Source organism: Plantibacter sp. Leaf314, from assembly GCF_001423185.1.
GTDB lineage: Bacteria > Actinomycetota > Actinomycetes > Actinomycetales > Microbacteriaceae > Plantibacter.
Map to the genome: position 1 here is coordinate 1,775,733 of NZ_LMOB01000001.1, position 16,959 is coordinate 1,792,691.

Here is a 16,959-nt window from a genome sequence, read left to right on the forward strand (position 1 = left end):
GACCGCGCCCGACGCTACTCAGTCCTCGGCGGTGAGCTCCTTGATCGTCAGGGCCGTGTTGATGAGCGCGAGGTGGCTGAGCGCCTGCGGCAGGTTGCCCCAGTGCGCGCCGTCGGCCGGGTCGATCATCTCGGCGAGGATGCCCACGTCGTTCGTCATGCCGACGAGTTCGTCCATGGCGGCGATCGCTTCGTCGTGGCGGCCGACACAGGCGAGGGCGGACGCCCGCCAGAACGCGCACGCGACGAAGGTGAACTCCTCCTGCTGCACGCCCGAGTAGCGGTACAGCAGCGCGCCGTCCCCCAGCTCGGCCGTGATGGCGTCGATCGTCGAGGACATGCGCTCGCCCTGGTCGAAACCGCTCATCGCGTGGAGGAGCACCGAGGCGTCGAGGTCGTCGCTGCCCGGGTGCATGACGTAGGCCCCGCGCTCCTCCGACCAGCCGTGCTCGTCGATCCACTCGCGGATCCTCGTCTGCTCGGCCCGCCAACGATCGGCACTGCCCGCGACCTGACCGAGCTCCGCCAGGTGCACGGCGTCGCCGAGCGCCTGCCAGCAGCCCATCTTGGACGAGACGTAGTGCTCCTCGTCGGGCAGTTCCCACATGCCGGCGTCGCGGTTGCGCCACAGGTCGCAGGTGCGGTCGGCGACCTCGGCGAGCAGTCGTCCGGTCTCGACGTCGAGCACGTTGCCGGCGTCGACGTAGGTGCGGCAGATCGCGATGAGGTCCCCGTAGACGCCGAGTTGCAACTGCCCCTGGGCCGGGTTGCCGCTGACCACCGGGCCGATGCCGCGCCAGCCGGGGACGTCGTGCTCGACCACGCCGTCGGGCACCCCGCCCTCGAGGCCGTAGAAGATGTGGAGCTCCGGTCCGTTCTCACGGATGGTCCTGAGCAGCCACGAGACTGCGGCGTGGGTCTCCTCGCGGAGGCCGAAGCGGACGAGCGCGTGCGCGGTGTACGCGAGGTCGCGCACCCAGGCGAACCGGTAGTCCCAGTTCTTCGCCCCGCGGGGGTTCTCCGGCAGGGACGTCGTCGCCGCGGCGGCGATCGCGCCCGTCGGGCTGAAGATCAGCAGCTTGAGGGCGAGCGCGCTGCGCTGCACCTGTTCGGCCCACGGACCCTCGTAGGAGAACGCCCGCGACCACGCACGCCAGTTCTCGATCGTCCGGTCGATGCCGGCGTCGACGTTGGCCGGCACCGGGAGGTGGATGGGCTCACCGTGGGTGGCGACGACGATCAACAGGTGGCGGGAGTCCTCGCTCGTCGTGAACCCTCCGTCGAGTTCCGTGGCGCCGGATCCGGCCCCGTCGACCGGTGCTGCACCGTGCTCGTCCCCGACGACCGCGATCGTGGTGGCGCCGGAGCGGATGATCGGACCGCGGGTGCTGTCCTCGATCCACGGGGAGGCCGTGCCGAGTGCGGTCCCCGGTCGCACCCGCCACCGGAACTCGACACTGCCGGAGATCCCGTCGATACGACGCGCGAGCTCGGCCCACGGGAGGCGCCCCGCGATGCCGGTGACGAGGGCGTCGGTGATGGACGCCCGGCCGTGCTCGGTGGTGAAGGTCGTCCGCAGCACGTTGGTGTTGGCGACGTAGCGCCGCTTCACGGTGTATTCGCCGACGGGCTCGAGTTCGATGCACCCACCGGTGTCGTCGTCCACGAGCCTCGCGAACACGGGCATCGAACTGAGGTCGGGGATGGGCAACCAGTCGACCTGGCCTCGCATCCCGATGAGGGCGACGGTACGGCCGTCTCCGATCGGTGCGTACGAACGGAGGTCCTCGCCAGCTGCGGTCATGCACTTCACCCTACGAGCCGCGTCCCGGAATCGTCGGGGCTGGCGGGGCCCCCACGCGACTGCTAGCGCCGTCCGCCTCGCCCAGGTCGGGCGTCAACCCCTGGAGGCGGATCTCCCGGATCGGCTTGGGTGGAAAGACCGCACACCGCAGCATGCCGACATCCACAGCAGCACAGGGAGGAACACCATGAATCAGCCCGCTCAGCAGCAGCAGCCACCCGGAACCGAGGGAGCGCTCACGCCGCAGGCCGACCACGGCGAGACCAGCTATCAGGGCTCCGGCAAGCTCGAGGGCAAGGTCGCCATCATCACCGGCGGCGACAGCGGCATCGGCAAGGCCGTCGCCATCGCCTACGCGCGGGAGGGCGCCGACGTCGTCGTCAGCTACCTCGACGAGGACGAGGATGCGGCCGACACGGTCCGCTGGGTCGAGGAGGCCGGCCGGACCGCACTCAGCATCGGTGGCGACCTGACGAGCCCCGAGCACTGCCGTGAGATCGTCCGCGCGACGGTCGAGCGCTTCGGCAAGGTCGACATCCTCGTGAGCAACGCCGCGTACCAGATGACCCGCGAGAGCCTCGCCGAGATCCCGGACGAGGAGTGGGACCACACGCTCGCCACGAACCTGAGCGCGTTCTTCCACCTGAGCAAGGCCGCCGTCCCTCACATGGCACCCGGCTCCGCGATCATCGCGTCCAGCTCCGTGCAGGCCGACTCGCCGTCGCCACAGCTCATGCCCTACGCCATGACGAAGGCGGGCCTCGCGAGCATGACCGCGTCGCTCGCGCAGATGCTCGGTGGGGACGGGATCCGGGTGAACGCCGTCGCCCCCGGCCCCATCTGGACGCCGCTCATCCCGTCCACGATGCCGCCGGAGACGGTCGAGTCGTTCGGGACGGACACACCCCTCGGGCGTCCTGGACAGCCCGCCGAGGTCGCGCCGCCGTACGTGCTGCTCGCGTCGGACGAGGGCAGCTACATCTCGGGTGCCGTGGTCGCGGTCACGGGCGGCAAGCCGATCCTCTGACCGGTCCCGGGCCGACGGGACGCCTCATGCACGGCGTTCCGTCGGCTCCGGCCCGTCACTCCGCCTGGTCGGTCCGCTTCGAGCTCTCGACCTCGGCGTGGATGCGTCGGAGTGCGAAGAGCAGGTTCTCCCCGCCCGGGTCGTCGGCCGGGTCATCTGCCGATCCGGCGTCGGAGCCGGCCTGGTTCACCGCGTCGACGTGCGCCGACCTGACCGCCCGCCGCAGGGCGACGAGCGCCTGATCCGAGGTCTCGAGGGCCTCCGGCAGCCGTTCGTCGTCGATCGCGGCGTCGACGAGGTCGGCGGCTGCGTCCAAGGCGTCGGCGAGCGTCGCACGCACCTCGGTGCCGAGCCGCACGGGCACGGGGATCCCCCACAGGGCGGCGCGGAGCGCGTCGCCGAGCTCCACCACGGCGGGGGCGATCCGCTCGAGCGCCTCCAGTGCACCCTGGTCGCCGCGGAAGTCGTGCTTGTTCCACCTGGTCCTCGGGTTGGCGCGACGACTCTCCGCCGCGTCGCGCACGAGTCCCCTGGCAGCGTCGGTGTCGTGCCGCAGCGACGTCACGGACCGCTCCCACGGCGGTGGGTCGTCGGCCGCCGGCTCCGTCTCGGACGACAGGGTCGTCGACATGGTCCGGAGCGCGTCGACCATGCGGCCGCGCGCCGCGGCGATGCCCGCGGCCGACTCCCGGACGAACAGCGGCGGCATGATGAGCAGGTTCACGAGCAACCCGACGAGCACGCCGAGCGCCATCTGCACGAGGTAGCCGAGCGAGAAGTCGTTCGCGTTGGCGCCGCCAATGATGATGACGAAGAGGGCGGCGATGGGCACGTAGTCGCGTCCCTGACCGAGGCCGGGCAGACCGGCGAGGATCGTCCCGAGCCCGACGGAGAGGGCGACGGACACCCAGCCCGGCGCCGGTGAGACGATGAGCGCCCAGGCGAGGCCGATGCCGAGTCCCAGCCCGATGAGGGTCTGGAGGCTCGACCGGACGGAGTCCATGAGCGTCGGCGTGAGGCTCACGAGCGCGCCGAGCGGCGCGTAGTAGGAGAAGTCGCCGAGCTCGCCGGGGATGAATCCGCCGAGGAACCAGGCGGCCGTCGCGGCGATGGCGGTCTTCAGCGCGAGCATCAGCCGCCAGGGGCGGAGTGCGGGCGTGATCCAGGCACCGAGCCGCTGCCGGGGTGTGCGGATGCTCCCCGTGCTCGTCTCGCGGGCCATCACCGGTTCATCGCTCATCACAGCCGCCATGCTGGTCTCGCCCCGTCAGGGCGTCAACCCCCACCCGTCGATCAGCTCCGCGGCCTAGCGTTGGTGTCGTCATCTCCGATGGCGACAACCAGGAAGGAAGCGAACATGACGAACGCATCTGCATCATCCTCACGTCCCGACGCGGAGGAGATCCCCGACGGCTCGAGCTCCGACGGCTCCGAGTCCACCGATGGTGAGGACACGGCCTCGGGCGGCGGCGCCGAAGACGAGTAGTCGCTGAACCTGGCCGCACGACCTCGGGTGGCGGCGTCCGAAGACGAGTGATCGTCTCCGGACGCCGCCCGTGGTCATCGACTCCGGGTCACCGTGCGGTTCTCCGCGCTGATCATCCACGCGAACTGTTCCAGCTGCTGGATGATCGCGTGCAGGATGTCCGCGCTGGTCGGGTCCTCCTCGTCGACGTCGTCGTGGACACGACGCATCGTGCCGACGGTCGCCTCCAGGCGGACGGTGATCAGGTCGATCGTCTCGGCCGTGTCGATCTCACCCTGCGGGTACTCGGGCAGCGTGGTCGTCTCGGCGACGATGTCGCTCCGGCCGTCCGGCACGGCGTGCAGGGCGCGCATGCGCTCGGCGACGGTGTCGCTGAACTCGCGGGCCGCGTCGATGATCTCATCGAGCTGCAGGTGGGTGTCGCGGAAGTTGCGTCCGACGACGTTCCAGTGGGCCTGCTTGCCCTGGATCGACAACTCGATCAGGTCGACGAGGACCGCCTGCATGTTCTCGTCGAGGGCCTTCGACGCGACGAACCCCTTCTCCGCGTTCTGACGGCGGGTGGGCTTCGCGCCGGTTCCTCCGGGAGCCGATCGGGTCGTGCTGGTCTTCTCTGCTGTTGCCATGGTTTGGCACCTCCTCCAGGGGAGGGTACGCACCTCGGCTGAGGATGTCGGGCCCCTTGACACGACCTCCCGATCGTTCCAGTCTCACCCGTACGTGGGCATCGCGCGGGAACCCGATGGGCACTGGCTGGGAATTCACGGCCTGGAGTCTTATGGTGAAGCATCACATCGCGCGGGACTCCGCGCGACGCACGATGAGGAGAGCACGACCCGCCATGGGAAAACTGATCTACGGTTCCGAGGTCTCGATCACGTTCGAGGATCGGCTGCTGGCGCACCTGCAGTTCGTCATCGGAGGCAAGCTCCGGCGGAACGAGGCGTTCTACTTCGGGTGGAAGGACGACCCGCGGGCCGGCGACGGACGCAGTGTGATCTGGATCCACCCCTCGGTGCCGTTGCGCTTCAAGTACTCGGGCAGCGTGCCGATCGACCTCAACCGCGCGTGGATCGACGCGTTGAACGTCACGGCGAACTCGGCGCACGGCCTGTCGGTCATCGCCGAGCCCGCTCCGAACCGGACAGGACAAAACGCATGAGCCGTATGGAGATCGTCTACCAGGGACTCCCGTATTCCATCGCCGTCGAAGACCCGGACGCGTTCCGCGCCGAGGTCCTCGAGAGCATCGCCTCCGGAACGTTCCGCTGGCTGCAGGTCGATCGCGGTGAGGGGCAGCTCGAGCCCATCAATCTGCTCGTCGGCCCCGGCATCGGCATCGCCATGGGCACGCCCGACGGTGAGTCCCAGGACACACCGTCCTCGGCGCTCTCCGAGGGACAGGATTCCGACCCGCTGTCCTGACCGCATCGCGGAGCAGACACGCATAGCGCAGCCGGCCCCCGGAAATCAACAGTTCAGGGCGACGATTTCAAGCTTCCTAGACTTGTCCGGCGGACATTGAAGTGGGTCTCCAGGCTGGCCGCTCGACACCGACGCATCTCGTCGTGTCGACCGTCGGAGGTCCGGAGAAGGGCAGACACCATGGGCGCGATCGTGTACGGAACGGGCGAGAACCGTTTCCACCTCGAAGACCGGATGCTGGCTCATGTGAAGACCATCACCCTCATGAAGTTGCGCCGGAACGAGTCGTTCTCGGTGACGTTGCGCGACACCTCGACGGAGCGCGGCCGGGTCACGCTCTGGCTGCACCCGTCGATCCCGCTGCAGTTCAGCTTCGAGTCGGATGAGACGTTCGAGATGGACCGCCCGCTGTTGGAGGACCTCATGCACGGCGCCAACGGCGGCGAGGTCACGGTCCGCGCGGACGTCGAAGAGCTGGCCTGACCGACCGCGCAAGCGGCACGAAGCCGCCCCGACGGGACGCACGAAACAGGAGGGACTTCGTGCGGACCGGCGGGGCGGCTTCGTGCTGTCCGAGCGAGTGGCCGCAGCGCCTCAGTCCTCGACGGTGAAGCGGACCGACCGCAGCGCTTCGGCCCGTGACGAGCCACCGACGCGCAGTTCGAACTCACCGGCCTCGACCACGCGGCGACCGCGGGCGTCGACGATCGTGCACTCGGCGACCGGCAGCTCGATCGTGATCACCGCGGTCTCCCCCGGCTCGACGGAGACCTGACGGAACGTCTTCAGTTCCTGGTCCGCCCAGCTGACCGAGGTGACGAGGTCGCTGACGTACACCTGGACCGTCTCGAGCACGGGACGGGTCCCGGTGTTCCGCACCTCGATCTCCGCGCGCACGGTGTCCGTGCGGGTGTGGACGATCCGGTCGAGGCGCGGCTCCCCGTACTCGACGGTCGAGTACGACAGGCCGTCGCCGAACGCGAACGCCGGGTCCTGGGTGAGGTCGGCGTATCGGTCGCCGTGCTGGCCGCGGATCTGGTTGTAGTACGTCGGCTGCTGGCCGGCATGCCGGGCGAACGAGATCGGGAGGCGTCCGGTCGGCTCGATCAGGCCGAGCAGGAGTTCGGCGATCGCTCGACCACCCTGCATGCCGGGGCTCGCGGCCCACACGATCGCGTCCGCCGCGAGCGCTGACGGCGGCAGGACGAGCGGCTTGGAGGCGAGCAGCACCACCACGAGCGGCTTCCCGGTGGCGGCCAGGGCGTCGAGGAGGGCGATCTGGCCGCCGACGAGTTCCAGGGTCGCGGTGGAGCGGCCTTCGCCCACGAGTTCGATCCGGTCGCCGACCACGGCGACCACCACGTCGGCCTGCTCGGCCTGGGCGACGGCTTCCGCGATGAGTGCCGCGTCCGGTTCGGCCGGGGTGACGAGCGGTGGACGGGGTTGTCCGTCGGGGAAGGTCGCTCCGGTCGGATCCGGTGAGAGCGTGAGGATGTCGGCCCCGAACGCGGTCGTGACCGTGCTGCCGGCCGGGGTCGCCGCACGCAGGCCGTCCAGCACGGTCGTGATCAGCTCCCGCGGCTGGCCGTCGGGCAGCCACCCCGCCTGACCGGAGTTCCCGGCCCAGTCACCCAGCTGCATCTGCGCGTCGTCCGCGAGTGGGCCGACGACGGCGATGCGGACGGGTCCGGCCTCGGTCTCGGCGTCGGCGATCGCCCGTCCGGCCTCGTCGGCACGGTATCCGCCGTTGATCGGCAGGACGCCCTCGTTGCGGAGCAGGACGAGCGAGCGACGGGCGGTCTCGAGGTTGAGCTCGGTGTGTGCCGGCGAACCGATCACCGCGAGTTGCTCGGCCGGGTCCGGGTGCCGTGGGTGTTCGAAGAGCCCGAGGGCGAACTTCAGCGTGAGGATGCGACGGACGGCGCGGTCGAGGTCGGACTCCTCGAGCATGCCGCGGTCGAGTGCTTCGAGGGCGCCGTCGAAGAAGCCCGGCGTGTTCATCACCATGTCGTTGCCGGCGCGGACGGCCGCGGCGGAGGCGTGGACGTGGTCGGGGCTCACGTGCTGCTCCCACACCATGCGTCCGACGTTGTCCCAGTCGGTGATGAGCGTCCCCTCGTAGCCCCACTCGTCGCGGAGGACGTCGTTCAGCAACCATTCGTTGACCGTGATCGGGACGCCGTCGATCGACTGGTAGCCGAGCATGAAGCTGGCGCACCCCTCGCGGGCGACACGCTCGAAGGGTGGCAGGAACCAGGACCGCAGCTTGCGCGGCGAGATGTCGGCCTCGCTCGCGTCCCGGCCGCCCTGCGTCTCGGAGTACCCGGCGAAGTGCTTCGCGGTGGCGAGGATGGCGGTCGGGTCCGTGAGCCCGTCGCCCTGGTAGCCGCGGACCATCGCCGAGGCGAGCTCGCCGATGAGGAAGGGGTCCTCACCGAAGGTCTCCCCCACCCGCCCCCAGCGGAGGTCGCGGGCGATGCAGAGCACCGGCGAGAACGTCCAGTGCACCCCGGTGGCGGCGACCTCGACGGCGGTGGCCCTGGCGACCCGTTCGAGCAGCCCGGTGTCCCAGCTGGCGGCCATGGCCAGCTGCGTCGGGAAGATCGTCGCGCCGAGGTGGAAGGAGTGGCCGTGGATGCAGTCCTCCCCCACGATCAACGGGATCTGGAGTCGCGTGCGCCTCGTCAACGCGTGCGCCGTGGCGAGCCGCTCGGGCGAGGCGTGCAGGATCGACCCCACCTGGGTCTCGAGGACGTGTGCCTCGATGTCGTCGCGCGCGTCGAGCTGCATCATCTGCCCGACCTTCTCGCGCACCGTCATGCGGCCCACGAGGTCGTCGACCCGCGCGGCGATCGGCAGGGACGCGTCGAGGTAGCGGGCGGTCTCGGTCTTCATCGTTCGGTCACTCCAGGGCGTTCGGGGTCGGTCGTGTCGGTCGTATTCATCGTGCCGCTCCGTGCTGCAGGTTCGGTGCGGACGGCGGTGACGCTCGCCCCCGGCTTGATGCCGCGCTTCCGCAGCGCCCTGGCACGTTCGCCCGCCGACCGCAGTCGTGGGTTGACGTACTCGTCGATGCCGAAGTTGATGAGCGACAACGCGACGCCGAGGAGTGCGATGCACACACCGGCGGGCACGTACCACCACCAGAAGTCGGGGAAGGCGCCGTTCTGCTGCGCCCAGAACAGGATGGTGCCCCAGTTGAGGTTGGTGATCGGGATGACGCCGATGAAGGCGAGCGTGGTGAGGCCGAGGACCGCCGCGGTCACCGTGCCGACGAAGCTCGACGCGATGATGGCGGTGAGGTTCGGCAGCATCTCGACGGTGATGATCCGGAAGAGGGACTCGCCGTTCGCCTTCGCCGCCTGGACGAAGTCCCGGTTCCGCAAGGACATCGTCTGGGCGCGGAGGACCCGGCCGCCCCACGCCCACCCGGTGAGGGCGAGCACGCCGGCGATGAGGAAGAGGCTCGGGTCGTCGTACTGCGATGCCACGATGATCATGAGCGGGAGGCCGGGGATGACGAGGAACACGTTCGTCAGGGCCGACAAGGACTCGCTCGTGAACCCGGACACGTACCCGGCGGTCACACCGATGGCGACGGCGATGATCGTCGCGAAGATCCCGGCCAGGAACCCGACGACGAGGACGCCGCGGGTGCCGTAGACGAGCTGGCTGAGGACGTCCTCGCCCATGTGGGTGGTCCCGAGGAGATGGGCCGCTGACGGCGCCTGGCGCAGCGCGGTGAAGTCCTTCTCGAGCGGTCCGTAGGGCGCGATGAGATCGCCGAAGATCGCGACGAGGACGAAGAACCCGAGGATGCAGAGGCCGGTGATCGACTTGCCGTTGCGGAACATCGCGAACGACGCTCCGAACCTGGCGCCGAACGAGCGGCCCCTGGGCGACGGCTTCGGCGCCTCCGCGGTGGCGAGGGCCTCGGTGGTGACGGCCTGGGTGGTGGGGATGGTCATGTCAGGACTCCATCTGGCGGGTGCGGGGGTCGAGCACCGCGTAGGCGACGTCGGCCAGGATGTTCGCGACGAGGACGGTGAGGGTGATGACGAGGAACAGGCCCTGCATGAGCGGGTAGTCCTTCGCCGTCGTGGCGTCGAGCAGGAGCTTGCCGACGCCCGGGTAGGAGAAGACCATCTCCATGACGATGGTCCCGCCGACGATGAAGCCGAGCGAGAGCGCGAAGCTCGACAGCTGCGGCAGCATCGCATTGCGGGCGGCGTAGTCCACGAGCACCCGGCGGGTCGGGAGGCCCTTCGCCTGCGCGACCGTGACGTAGTCCTCGTCGAGCACGGTCACCATCATGTTGCGCATGCCGAGGATCCACCCGCCGAGCGAGGCGAGCACGATCGTCGCCGCGGGGAGGAAGCCGTGGGCGATCACCTGCCCGATGAAGTCGAGCGTGAACTCCGGTCTCGACCCCTTGCCGTAGGCGTGCGAGGCGGGGAACCAGCCGAGCAGGGTGGAGAACACGGCGATCGCGATGAGCCCCATCCAGAAGTACGGCACGGTGGAGAAGAAGGTGGACAGCGGGACGATGAAGTCCGCCTTGCTCCCGCGTCGCCAGCCGATGAGGGCGCCGATCGACGTGCCGAGCACGAAGGAGAGGATCGTCGCGATGCCGACGAGCCCGACCGTCCAGGGCAGTGCCGCAGCGATCACGTCGGTGACGGGTGCGAGTCCCTTCGAGAAGGACCGGCCGAGGTCGCCCGAGAAGAGCAGCCGCCAGTAGTCGAGGTACTGCTCGAGCATCGATTTGTCGGCGTCGAGGCCGAACAGGGTGCGGAGCGAGTCGGCGGCCTCGGGGCTGATGCGGCCCTGGTTCTTCGCGATGTACGCCGACACCGGGTCGCCCTTGAGCATCCGTGGCAGGAAGAAGTTGATCGTGATCGCGGCCCAGGCGGTGAACGCGTAGAAGGCGGCGCGGCGGAGGAAGAAGGTCATGCGATGGTCTCCGTTCCAGCGAAGTGGCGGTCCGGGTCTGGTGACGCGTTGCGGAGCGCGAGCGTGTACGGGTGCTGGGGGCGGAGGATGACGTCGTCGGCCGGACCGCGCTCGACCACTTCGCCGTGGTGCAGGACCATGATCTCGTCGCTGAAGTGGCGTGCCGTCGCGAGGTCGTGCGTGATGTACAGGACCCCCAGCTGCGATTCGCGCTGCAACTCGGCGAGCAGGTTGAGGACCCCGAGTCGGATGGAGACGTCGAGCATCGAGACGGGTTCGTCGGCGATGAGGAGGGAGGGCCGCGAGGCGAGCGCGCGGGCGATGGCGACCCGCTGCCGCTGGCCGCCCGACAGCTCGTGTGGCCGCCGGTCGATCGTGCCGGCGGGGTCGAGCTGCACGCGCTCGAGGAGGCGGTGCACCTCGTCTTCGACCTCCGCCTCCGGCACGACGTGGTCGAGGCGCAGCGGTCGCTCCAGGTGATGCCGGATCGTGTGTGAGGGGTTCAGCGAGGCGAACGGGTCCTGGAAGACCATGCGGACCTGCTGCCGGTAGCGGCGGAGCGCGCGACCGCGCCGTGGGATGGCCTTCCCGTCGAGCAGGATGTCGCCACTCGTGGCCCGTTCCAACTGGGTGAGGATCTTCGCGATCGTGGACTTGCCGCTGCCGGACTGCCCCACCAGTGCGAGGGTCTGGCCGGAGCGCAGGGTGAAACTGACGTCGTCGAGCGCGAGCATGTGGCCGGAACCGCGCACCCGGTAGCGCTTGGAGACGTGGGAGAACTCGAGGGTGGTCATGCGGTCACTCCGGTCTGTGCGCCGCGGACGAAGTCGCCGCGTTCGCCGGTGAGGCTCGGGAAGGAGGCGAGGAGTTTCCGGGTGTACGGGTCCTGCGCCTGGCGGTAGATGCGCTCGGCCGTGTCGATCTCGACGAGGCGGCCGGCGCGCATGACGGCGATGCGGTCGGAGATCTCGAGGAGCAACGGGAGGTCGTGGGTGATGAAGATGACGGAGAAGCCGAACTCGGTCCGGAGCTCGGAGATCTGCTGCAGGATCTCCCGCTGGACGAGCACGTCGAGCGCGGTGGTCGGCTCGTCCATGATCATGAGCTGCGGTTTCAGGGCGAGCGCCATCGCGATCATGACCCGCTGGCGCATGCCGCCGGAGAGTTCGTGCGGGTAGGACTTCAGCCGGTCGCGACCGACGCCGACGATGTCGAGCAGCTTGCCGGCCTCGTCGCGGCGCTCGGGCCGGGTCATCCGCCGGCGGTGGGTGGTGAAGACGTCGTCCAGCTGGCGGCCGATGGTGGTCACCGGGTTCAGGGCGTTCATCGCGCCCTGGAACACCATGGAGGCCTTGTCCCAGCGGAACGCGCGCATCTCCTCCTCGCCGAGCGTGCCGAGGTCGATGTCCTCGCCCGACTCGTCGTGGAAGACGGCGCTGCCACCCGTGATGACGGCCGGTGGTTTGAGGAGCCGTTGCAAGCCGTAGGCGAGCGTCGTCTTCCCACAACCGGACTCGCCGGCCAGGCCGAGGATCTCGCCGCGGCGAAGGGTGAGCGAGACGTCGCGCACGGCTTCGACGGGCGGTTCGACGTCGTAGGTGACGCTGAAGTTGGACACTGTCAGCAGGTCGTCGTTGGTCACTGCGTGAGTCCGTTCTGTGCTGATGAAAGAAGGCGCCGGACTGTCAACAGGTCGTCGTTGGTCACTGCGTGAGTCCGTTCTGTGCTGATGAAAGAAGGCGTCGGACTGTCAGCAGGTCGTCGTTGGTCACTGCGTGAGTCCGTTCTGTGCTGATCGCGGTGCATGCCGTTGCGCATGCGGGAGGTGACGGGCGGGGTGGATGAGCACCCCGCCCGTCGGTGTGCGGGTACCCCTACTTCGCGGCCTTGAGCTGCGTGAGGATGTACACGGCGGTCGGCTGCGTCGGGTCGGCCGGGGCGTACGGGTCGTCCTCGCTCGGCCACCCGGTGTAGTTGCGGGTGTTGTACGAGCCGATGAACGGGCGCGTGCCGATCGGCATCGCGGGGACGTCGGAGACGAACAGCTTCTGGACCGTCTCGAGGGCTGCGGCCCGCGTGGCGTCGTCCGTCGCGTTGGCGTAGGCCGAGAGGGCCGCGGTGGCCTCGGGGCTGTCGTAGCGTCCGAAGTTGAAGTCGGCGGCCTCACCCTCGGCGACGAGCCAGCGGCCGTCCATGATGTCGGAGTACAGGTCGTACGGCGTCGCGCCGGTGTCGGTCCAGTGCAGGATCGCCTGGAAGTCGCCGTCCGACTTCGCCGCCCACCAGGTGTCCTGGTCGGGGGTGTCGACGGTGGCGGTGACCCCGAGCGACTTCACCGAATCGGCGATGAGGCTGATGCCGGTGACGTAGTCGTTCCACCCCTGCGGGACGGACAGGGTGAAGGTGACGGCCTCGCCGGAGGGGTCGGTGAGCACGTCGTCGTTCCAGGTGTACCCGGCGTCGGTCAGGACCTGTTTCGCGGCCTTCGCGTCGACGGTGTAGTCCTCACCCTCGAATTCGGCGGGGATGAACGCGTCGCCGGCCGGGGTCGGCAGGCCGGTGATCGAGCTGAGCTCGGGGACGCCGCCCTCACGGGCGATCTGCTGGTGCTGTTCGCGGTCGATGACGAGGTTGACGGCCTGCCGGAAGGCGGGGTCGTTGAAGGGCTTCGTCTGCGTGTTCACGAACATCGCGTCGACGGCGAGACCGGCGGCCGCCCAGTAGACGTTGTGCTCCTTGTCCTTGTCGAGGTACGCGGACTGCACGTTCGGGATGAAGGCCTGCGCCCAGTCGGCGTCGCCGTTCGCGAGGGCCGTGGTGAGCGCCGTGTTGTCGTTGTACGAGACGTAGTAGAGCGTCGGCACGGCCGGCTGCTCGCCCCAGTAGTCGTCGCGGGCGGAGAGTTCGACGCTCTCGGTGCTGAAGCTCGTCAGCGTGTACGGGCCGGTGCCGACGGGCTCGGGGTTCTCGAAGGTGGCCGGGTCGTCGACGGACTCCCAGATGTGCTTCGGGACGATCTGCTTGAGGAGGACCTTGTCCTGCTTCACGAACATCGGGTTCGTGAACGAGAGGGTGACGGTGTCGCCCTCGGTCGCGACGCCGGTGAGGCCGAGGGCCGAGTTGTCGAGTTCCGGGTGGTCGATGAACTGCTGGAAGGTGAAGGCGATGTCGTCGGCGCTGAAGGCCTCGCCGTCGTTCCACGTGACGCCGTCGCGGGCGGTCAGGGCGACGGAGGTGTAGTCGTCGGTCCAGGCGATCTCGGACGCGAGCCACGGCTTGACCTCGGCGCTCGGGTCGACGAGGTTGACGATCGCGAGCGGCTCGAGGATCGCGTTGATGTACCCGAGCTTCATGGCGGATGAGTCGCCGACGTAGGGGTTGTTGGATTCGGTGGCGATCGAGCCGTCGGGCTTCGCGATCGTGAGCGCGGCACCCTCCTCGGGGCCGTCGCTCGACCCGCCGCCACCGGTGCATCCGGTGAGCAGCAGGGCTGTGGCCGCGAACGCGGCCAGCAGTGGGGTTCTCAGCTTCATCGCTTTCTCCTCTTGGGTGTGCGCTGCGGCAGTGCGGCGCAAGTCGGGATTCGGTGATAACTTACTGACCATTCAGTAAGTTGGCAAGCGCGGTATCCTCGCCGCATCGAGGCTCATCGCGGAACGGACGGCATGACGACTGTGAAACCACCCGGCACGGTGAAGAGACAACCGCAGCCCCGTCCCGCGACCGTCGCGCGGCGGGCGGAGGTCGTTCGGTCGGCGCTCGACGTCTTCGGCGCGAAGGGGTACGCGAACGGCACCCTCATCGACATCGCCGAGCTGGTCGACATGACGCCGGCGGGCATCCTGCACCACTTCGGGTCGAAAGACCAGCTGCTCCTCGAGGTGCTCAGCTACCGCGATGCGACCGACGTCGAGAACCTCGACGACCAGCACATCCCCGGCGGCATCGAACTGTTCAAGCACCTCATCCGCACGGCGGCGACGAACGCGCAGCGGGCCGGGATCGTGCAGGCGTTCGTCGTCCTGTCCGCGGAGTCGGTCACGGAGGACCACCCGGCCAGGCACTACTTCGACGACCGCTACCGGACCCTGCGACGTGAGATCGCCGAAGCGTTCCAGGCGGTGTGCGCTGAGCGCGGCGTCGACGCACCGGAGACGATCCATCGCGCGGCGGCGTCGATCCTCGCGGTCATGGACGGACTGCAGGTGCAATGGCTCATCGACCCCGCCGACGTCGACCTCGCCGAGACGAGTGCCTACGCCATCCGCGTCATCGTGGAGTCGGTGCTCGGCCAGGGGGCGCTGGACGACTGAGCCGGATTCGAGCAGCGCCGTGAGGCTCGCAGGGCTACCGTGAGAGGCAAACCACAGCCCCGAACGGAAGGACGTCGAGATGACTGAGCAGCAGTCGAGTACGAAGAGTGGATTCAGCGCTGAAGAACGCGCGGCGATGAAGGAGCGGGCGAAGGAGCTCAAGGCGGCGGCGAACCGCGAGGAGGCGTTGCAGGGTGTCGTCGACGCGATCGCGGACATGGAGGACGCCGACCGGGCGATCGCCGAGCCGTTGCACGAACTGATCATGGGTGGCGACTACGGTCTCGCCGCGAAGACCTGGTACGGCATGCCCGCCTACGTCGGCGCCGACGGCAAGGCGGTCGTGTTCTTCCAGGCTGCCGCGAAGTTCAAGGCACGTTACGCGACCCTCGGGTTCAACGACTCGGCGAAGCTCGACGACGGCGAGATGTGGCCGACCGCGTTCGGGATCACCGCGTGGAACGACGCCGTCGCGAAGCGGGTCACGGAGCTGCTGGCCAGAGCCGTCTGATCGGAGCGGCGCGCGGCGGGTTCCGACCGAATCTCGCTGACGAGCCCCGGTCACTGAGCTTGTCGAAGTGCTCACGGGATGCATCCCCACCCGCCCGGACTCGACGTCTGGAATGTCAGTGGTCCATGGTGGACTGGTGTCATGACCGAGACCACCACCGCGACCCGCGCGAGCGACGAGTACGCCGCGCAGCTCGCCGAGTTCTCGGATGAATATGCGGAGATCGGGCGACTCCGCGCCGTGCTCGACGCGCGTGAAGCGCGCCTGCTCGCGCGCTCCGCCGCCTATGCGGACGCGCTCGCGGACACGGTCGTCCCCGCCATCTACCCGCCTGCAGAACGGCGTGCACTGTCGCGCCGCTCGACGGGCGCGATGCTCGCGATGGCGACGCGTTCCTCGGAGCAGACCGTCCTGCACGCCACAGACGACGCCGAGCGCCTCGTCAACGAGGCACCGTCCGTGCTGGCTGCACTCGAGGCCGGCAGGATCTCCGGCCGGCATGCGCGGACGATCACCGACCAACTGCGCGAGGTCCCCAACGCCGGTCGCGCTTCGTTCCTCGCCGAGGTGCTCACGGTTGCGGAACGGTCCACGGTCGCACGACTGAAGAAGCGCGCGAAGGATCTCCGCGAGCGACTCCACCCAGAATCCATCACCGCGCGCGCCGTGCGTTCCGAGGCTGACCGCCGGGTGGAGTTCGAGGCGGCCTCGGACGGCATGGCGTGGGTGCACCTCTTCACCACCGCTCCGATCGCGCAGGGCATCGTCGAGCGCCTCGAGAGTGCAGCGGCGGAAGCACGTCGCGCTGGCGACCAGCGCACCTGCGGGCAGCTCCAGGCCGATGCCCTTGCAGCCCTCGCCCTCAGCGGCGTCACCCCGGATGACGTCGCCTCGAACGCCGTCCTCCCGCACCCGATCGAGGTCCAGGAACACATCAAGCCGACCGTGCAGATCACCGTCCCCGCGCTCAGCATGGCCGGTGTCTCCGATGCCCCCGCCACGCTCGACGGATACGGCCCCATCGATCCGGAGACCGCAGCCCGCATCGCAGTCAACGCACCCAGCATGACCCGCATCCTCGTCCAGCCCGAAACTGGAGCCGTCCTCTCCGTCGGCCGAGGCCAGTACCGAGTTCCCGCCGATCTGCAGCGCGCGGTCCGCCTTCGAGACGGCACTTGTCGTGCACCTGGCTGCGGGCGCCGCGCCCGGGCCTGCGACCTCGACCATTCGGTCGCCTGGCAAGACGGCGGAACGACAGACGTCGGGAATCTCGCCTGCCTCTGCCGACATCACCACCGCATGAAGCACCTCCCCGGCTGGAACCTCGACCACCAACCGGACGGCGTCCTCGACTGGACGACACCCGACGGCAAGCATCACCGAACAGCCCCGGACCCCGCACCCTTCTGACCGCTCCTGCTCCCGGAGCTGCGCCGCGGAG

The 16,959-nt window shown here is 69.1% G+C and carries 17 protein-coding genes; 8 read left to right on the top strand and 9 right to left on the bottom strand.

The annotated features are described in order from the left end of the window. Positions 1-18: 18 nt before the first annotated feature. Positions 19-1,803, bottom strand: a complete 1,785-nt coding sequence (locus ASF68_RS08345; protein WP_056009226.1) for a glycoside hydrolase family 15 protein — start codon at positions 1,801-1,803, stop codon at positions 19-21. Between the two features lie 187 nt (positions 1,804-1,990). Here ASF68_RS08345 and ASF68_RS08350 point away from each other — a divergent pair, with 187 nt between their 5' ends. Then, the gene (locus ASF68_RS08350; protein WP_056009228.1) at positions 1,991-2,830 is read left to right on the top strand and encodes an SDR family oxidoreductase; all 840 of its coding nucleotides are present in this window, start codon (positions 1,991-1,993) and stop codon (positions 2,828-2,830) included. Positions 2,831-2,885: 55 nt separating this feature from the next. On the opposite strand, the gene ASF68_RS08355 is transcribed toward ASF68_RS08350, so the two are convergent. Next, positions 2,886-4,070, bottom strand: coding sequence for an aromatic acid exporter family protein (locus tag ASF68_RS08355; protein ID WP_162239349.1), 1,185 nt, complete (start codon positions 4,068-4,070; stop codon positions 2,886-2,888). A gap of 117 nt (positions 4,071-4,187) precedes the next feature. On the opposite strand from ASF68_RS08355, the gene ASF68_RS19335 reads away from it, so the two are divergent. Next, on the top strand, positions 4,188-4,316 hold the full coding sequence (locus ASF68_RS19335; RefSeq protein WP_255353626.1) for a hypothetical protein: 129 nt from the start codon (positions 4,188-4,190) through the stop codon (positions 4,314-4,316). 74 nt (positions 4,317-4,390) lie between these two features. Here ASF68_RS19335 and ASF68_RS08360 read toward each other — a convergent pair whose 3' ends face one another. Further along, positions 4,391-4,942: a Dps family protein gene (locus ASF68_RS08360; protein ID WP_056009232.1), complete on the bottom strand. Its 552-nt coding sequence runs from the start codon at positions 4,940-4,942 to the stop codon at positions 4,391-4,393. Between the two features lie 215 nt (positions 4,943-5,157). Here ASF68_RS08360 and ASF68_RS08365 point away from each other — a divergent pair, with 215 nt between their 5' ends. The 3 genes from ASF68_RS08365 to ASF68_RS08375 all read left to right on the top strand — a co-directional run bounded on the left by ASF68_RS08365 (position 5,158) and on the right by ASF68_RS08375 (position 6,224). Further along, the gene (locus ASF68_RS08365) at positions 5,158-5,478 is read left to right on the top strand and encodes a hypothetical protein (RefSeq protein WP_056009234.1); all 321 of its coding nucleotides are present in this window, start codon (positions 5,158-5,160) and stop codon (positions 5,476-5,478) included. Then, positions 5,475-5,741: a hypothetical protein gene (locus tag ASF68_RS08370; RefSeq protein WP_157580265.1), complete on the top strand. Its 267-nt coding sequence runs from the start codon at positions 5,475-5,477 to the stop codon at positions 5,739-5,741. The genes ASF68_RS08365 and ASF68_RS08370 overlap by 4 nt, the downstream gene beginning before the upstream one ends. A gap of 180 nt (positions 5,742-5,921) precedes the next feature. Further along, a complete protein-coding gene (locus ASF68_RS08375) occupies positions 5,922-6,224 on the top strand; it encodes a hypothetical protein (RefSeq protein WP_056009237.1) in 303 nt (100 codons plus the stop codon). Positions 6,225-6,335: 111 nt separating this feature from the next. Here ASF68_RS08375 and ASF68_RS08380 read toward each other — a convergent pair whose 3' ends face one another. From ASF68_RS08380 to ASF68_RS08405, 6 genes are all read right to left on the bottom strand, one after another. After that, positions 6,336-8,636, bottom strand: coding sequence for a glycoside hydrolase family 3 N-terminal domain-containing protein (locus ASF68_RS08380; protein WP_056009239.1), 2,301 nt, complete (start codon positions 8,634-8,636; stop codon positions 6,336-6,338). Continuing rightward, positions 8,633-9,709 (bottom strand): ABC transporter permease, encoded by a 1,077-nt coding sequence (locus ASF68_RS08385; RefSeq protein ID WP_082498540.1) that lies wholly within the window; start codon positions 9,707-9,709, stop codon positions 8,633-8,635. The genes ASF68_RS08380 and ASF68_RS08385 overlap by 4 nt, the downstream gene beginning before the upstream one ends. Before the next feature lies 1 nt (position 9,710). Next, positions 9,711-10,694 (bottom strand): ABC transporter permease, encoded by a 984-nt coding sequence (locus tag ASF68_RS08390; RefSeq protein WP_056009241.1) that lies wholly within the window; start codon positions 10,692-10,694, stop codon positions 9,711-9,713. Further along, a complete protein-coding gene (locus ASF68_RS08395) occupies positions 10,691-11,488 on the bottom strand; it encodes an ABC transporter ATP-binding protein (protein WP_056009243.1) in 798 nt (265 codons plus the stop codon). Before ASF68_RS08395 ends, ASF68_RS08390 begins: the two co-directional genes overlap by 4 nt. Beyond that, on the bottom strand, positions 11,485-12,336 hold the full coding sequence (locus tag ASF68_RS08400; protein WP_056009245.1) for an ABC transporter ATP-binding protein: 852 nt from the start codon (positions 12,334-12,336) through the stop codon (positions 11,485-11,487). Before ASF68_RS08400 ends, ASF68_RS08395 begins: the two co-directional genes overlap by 4 nt. Before the next feature lie 232 nt (positions 12,337-12,568). Continuing rightward, a complete protein-coding gene (locus ASF68_RS08405) occupies positions 12,569-14,227 on the bottom strand; it encodes an ABC transporter substrate-binding protein (protein WP_056009247.1) in 1,659 nt (552 codons plus the stop codon). Positions 14,228-14,359: 132 nt separating this feature from the next. Here ASF68_RS08405 and ASF68_RS08410 point away from each other — a divergent pair, with 132 nt between their 5' ends. From ASF68_RS08410 to ASF68_RS08420, 3 genes are all read left to right on the top strand, one after another. Further along, positions 14,360-15,007 carry a TetR/AcrR family transcriptional regulator gene (locus ASF68_RS08410; protein ID WP_056009249.1) on the top strand — a complete coding sequence of 216 codons (648 nt, stop codon included), beginning with the start codon at positions 14,360-14,362 and terminating at the stop codon, positions 15,005-15,007. A gap of 79 nt (positions 15,008-15,086) precedes the next feature. Further along, a complete protein-coding gene (locus ASF68_RS08415; protein WP_056009251.1) occupies positions 15,087-15,518 on the top strand; it encodes a hypothetical protein in 432 nt (143 codons plus the stop codon). A 141-nt stretch (positions 15,519-15,659) separates the two neighbouring features. Then, positions 15,660-16,928, top strand: a complete 1,269-nt coding sequence (locus tag ASF68_RS08420) for an HNH endonuclease signature motif containing protein (protein WP_056009253.1) — start codon at positions 15,660-15,662, stop codon at positions 16,926-16,928. Positions 16,929-16,959 lie beyond the last annotated feature (31 nt).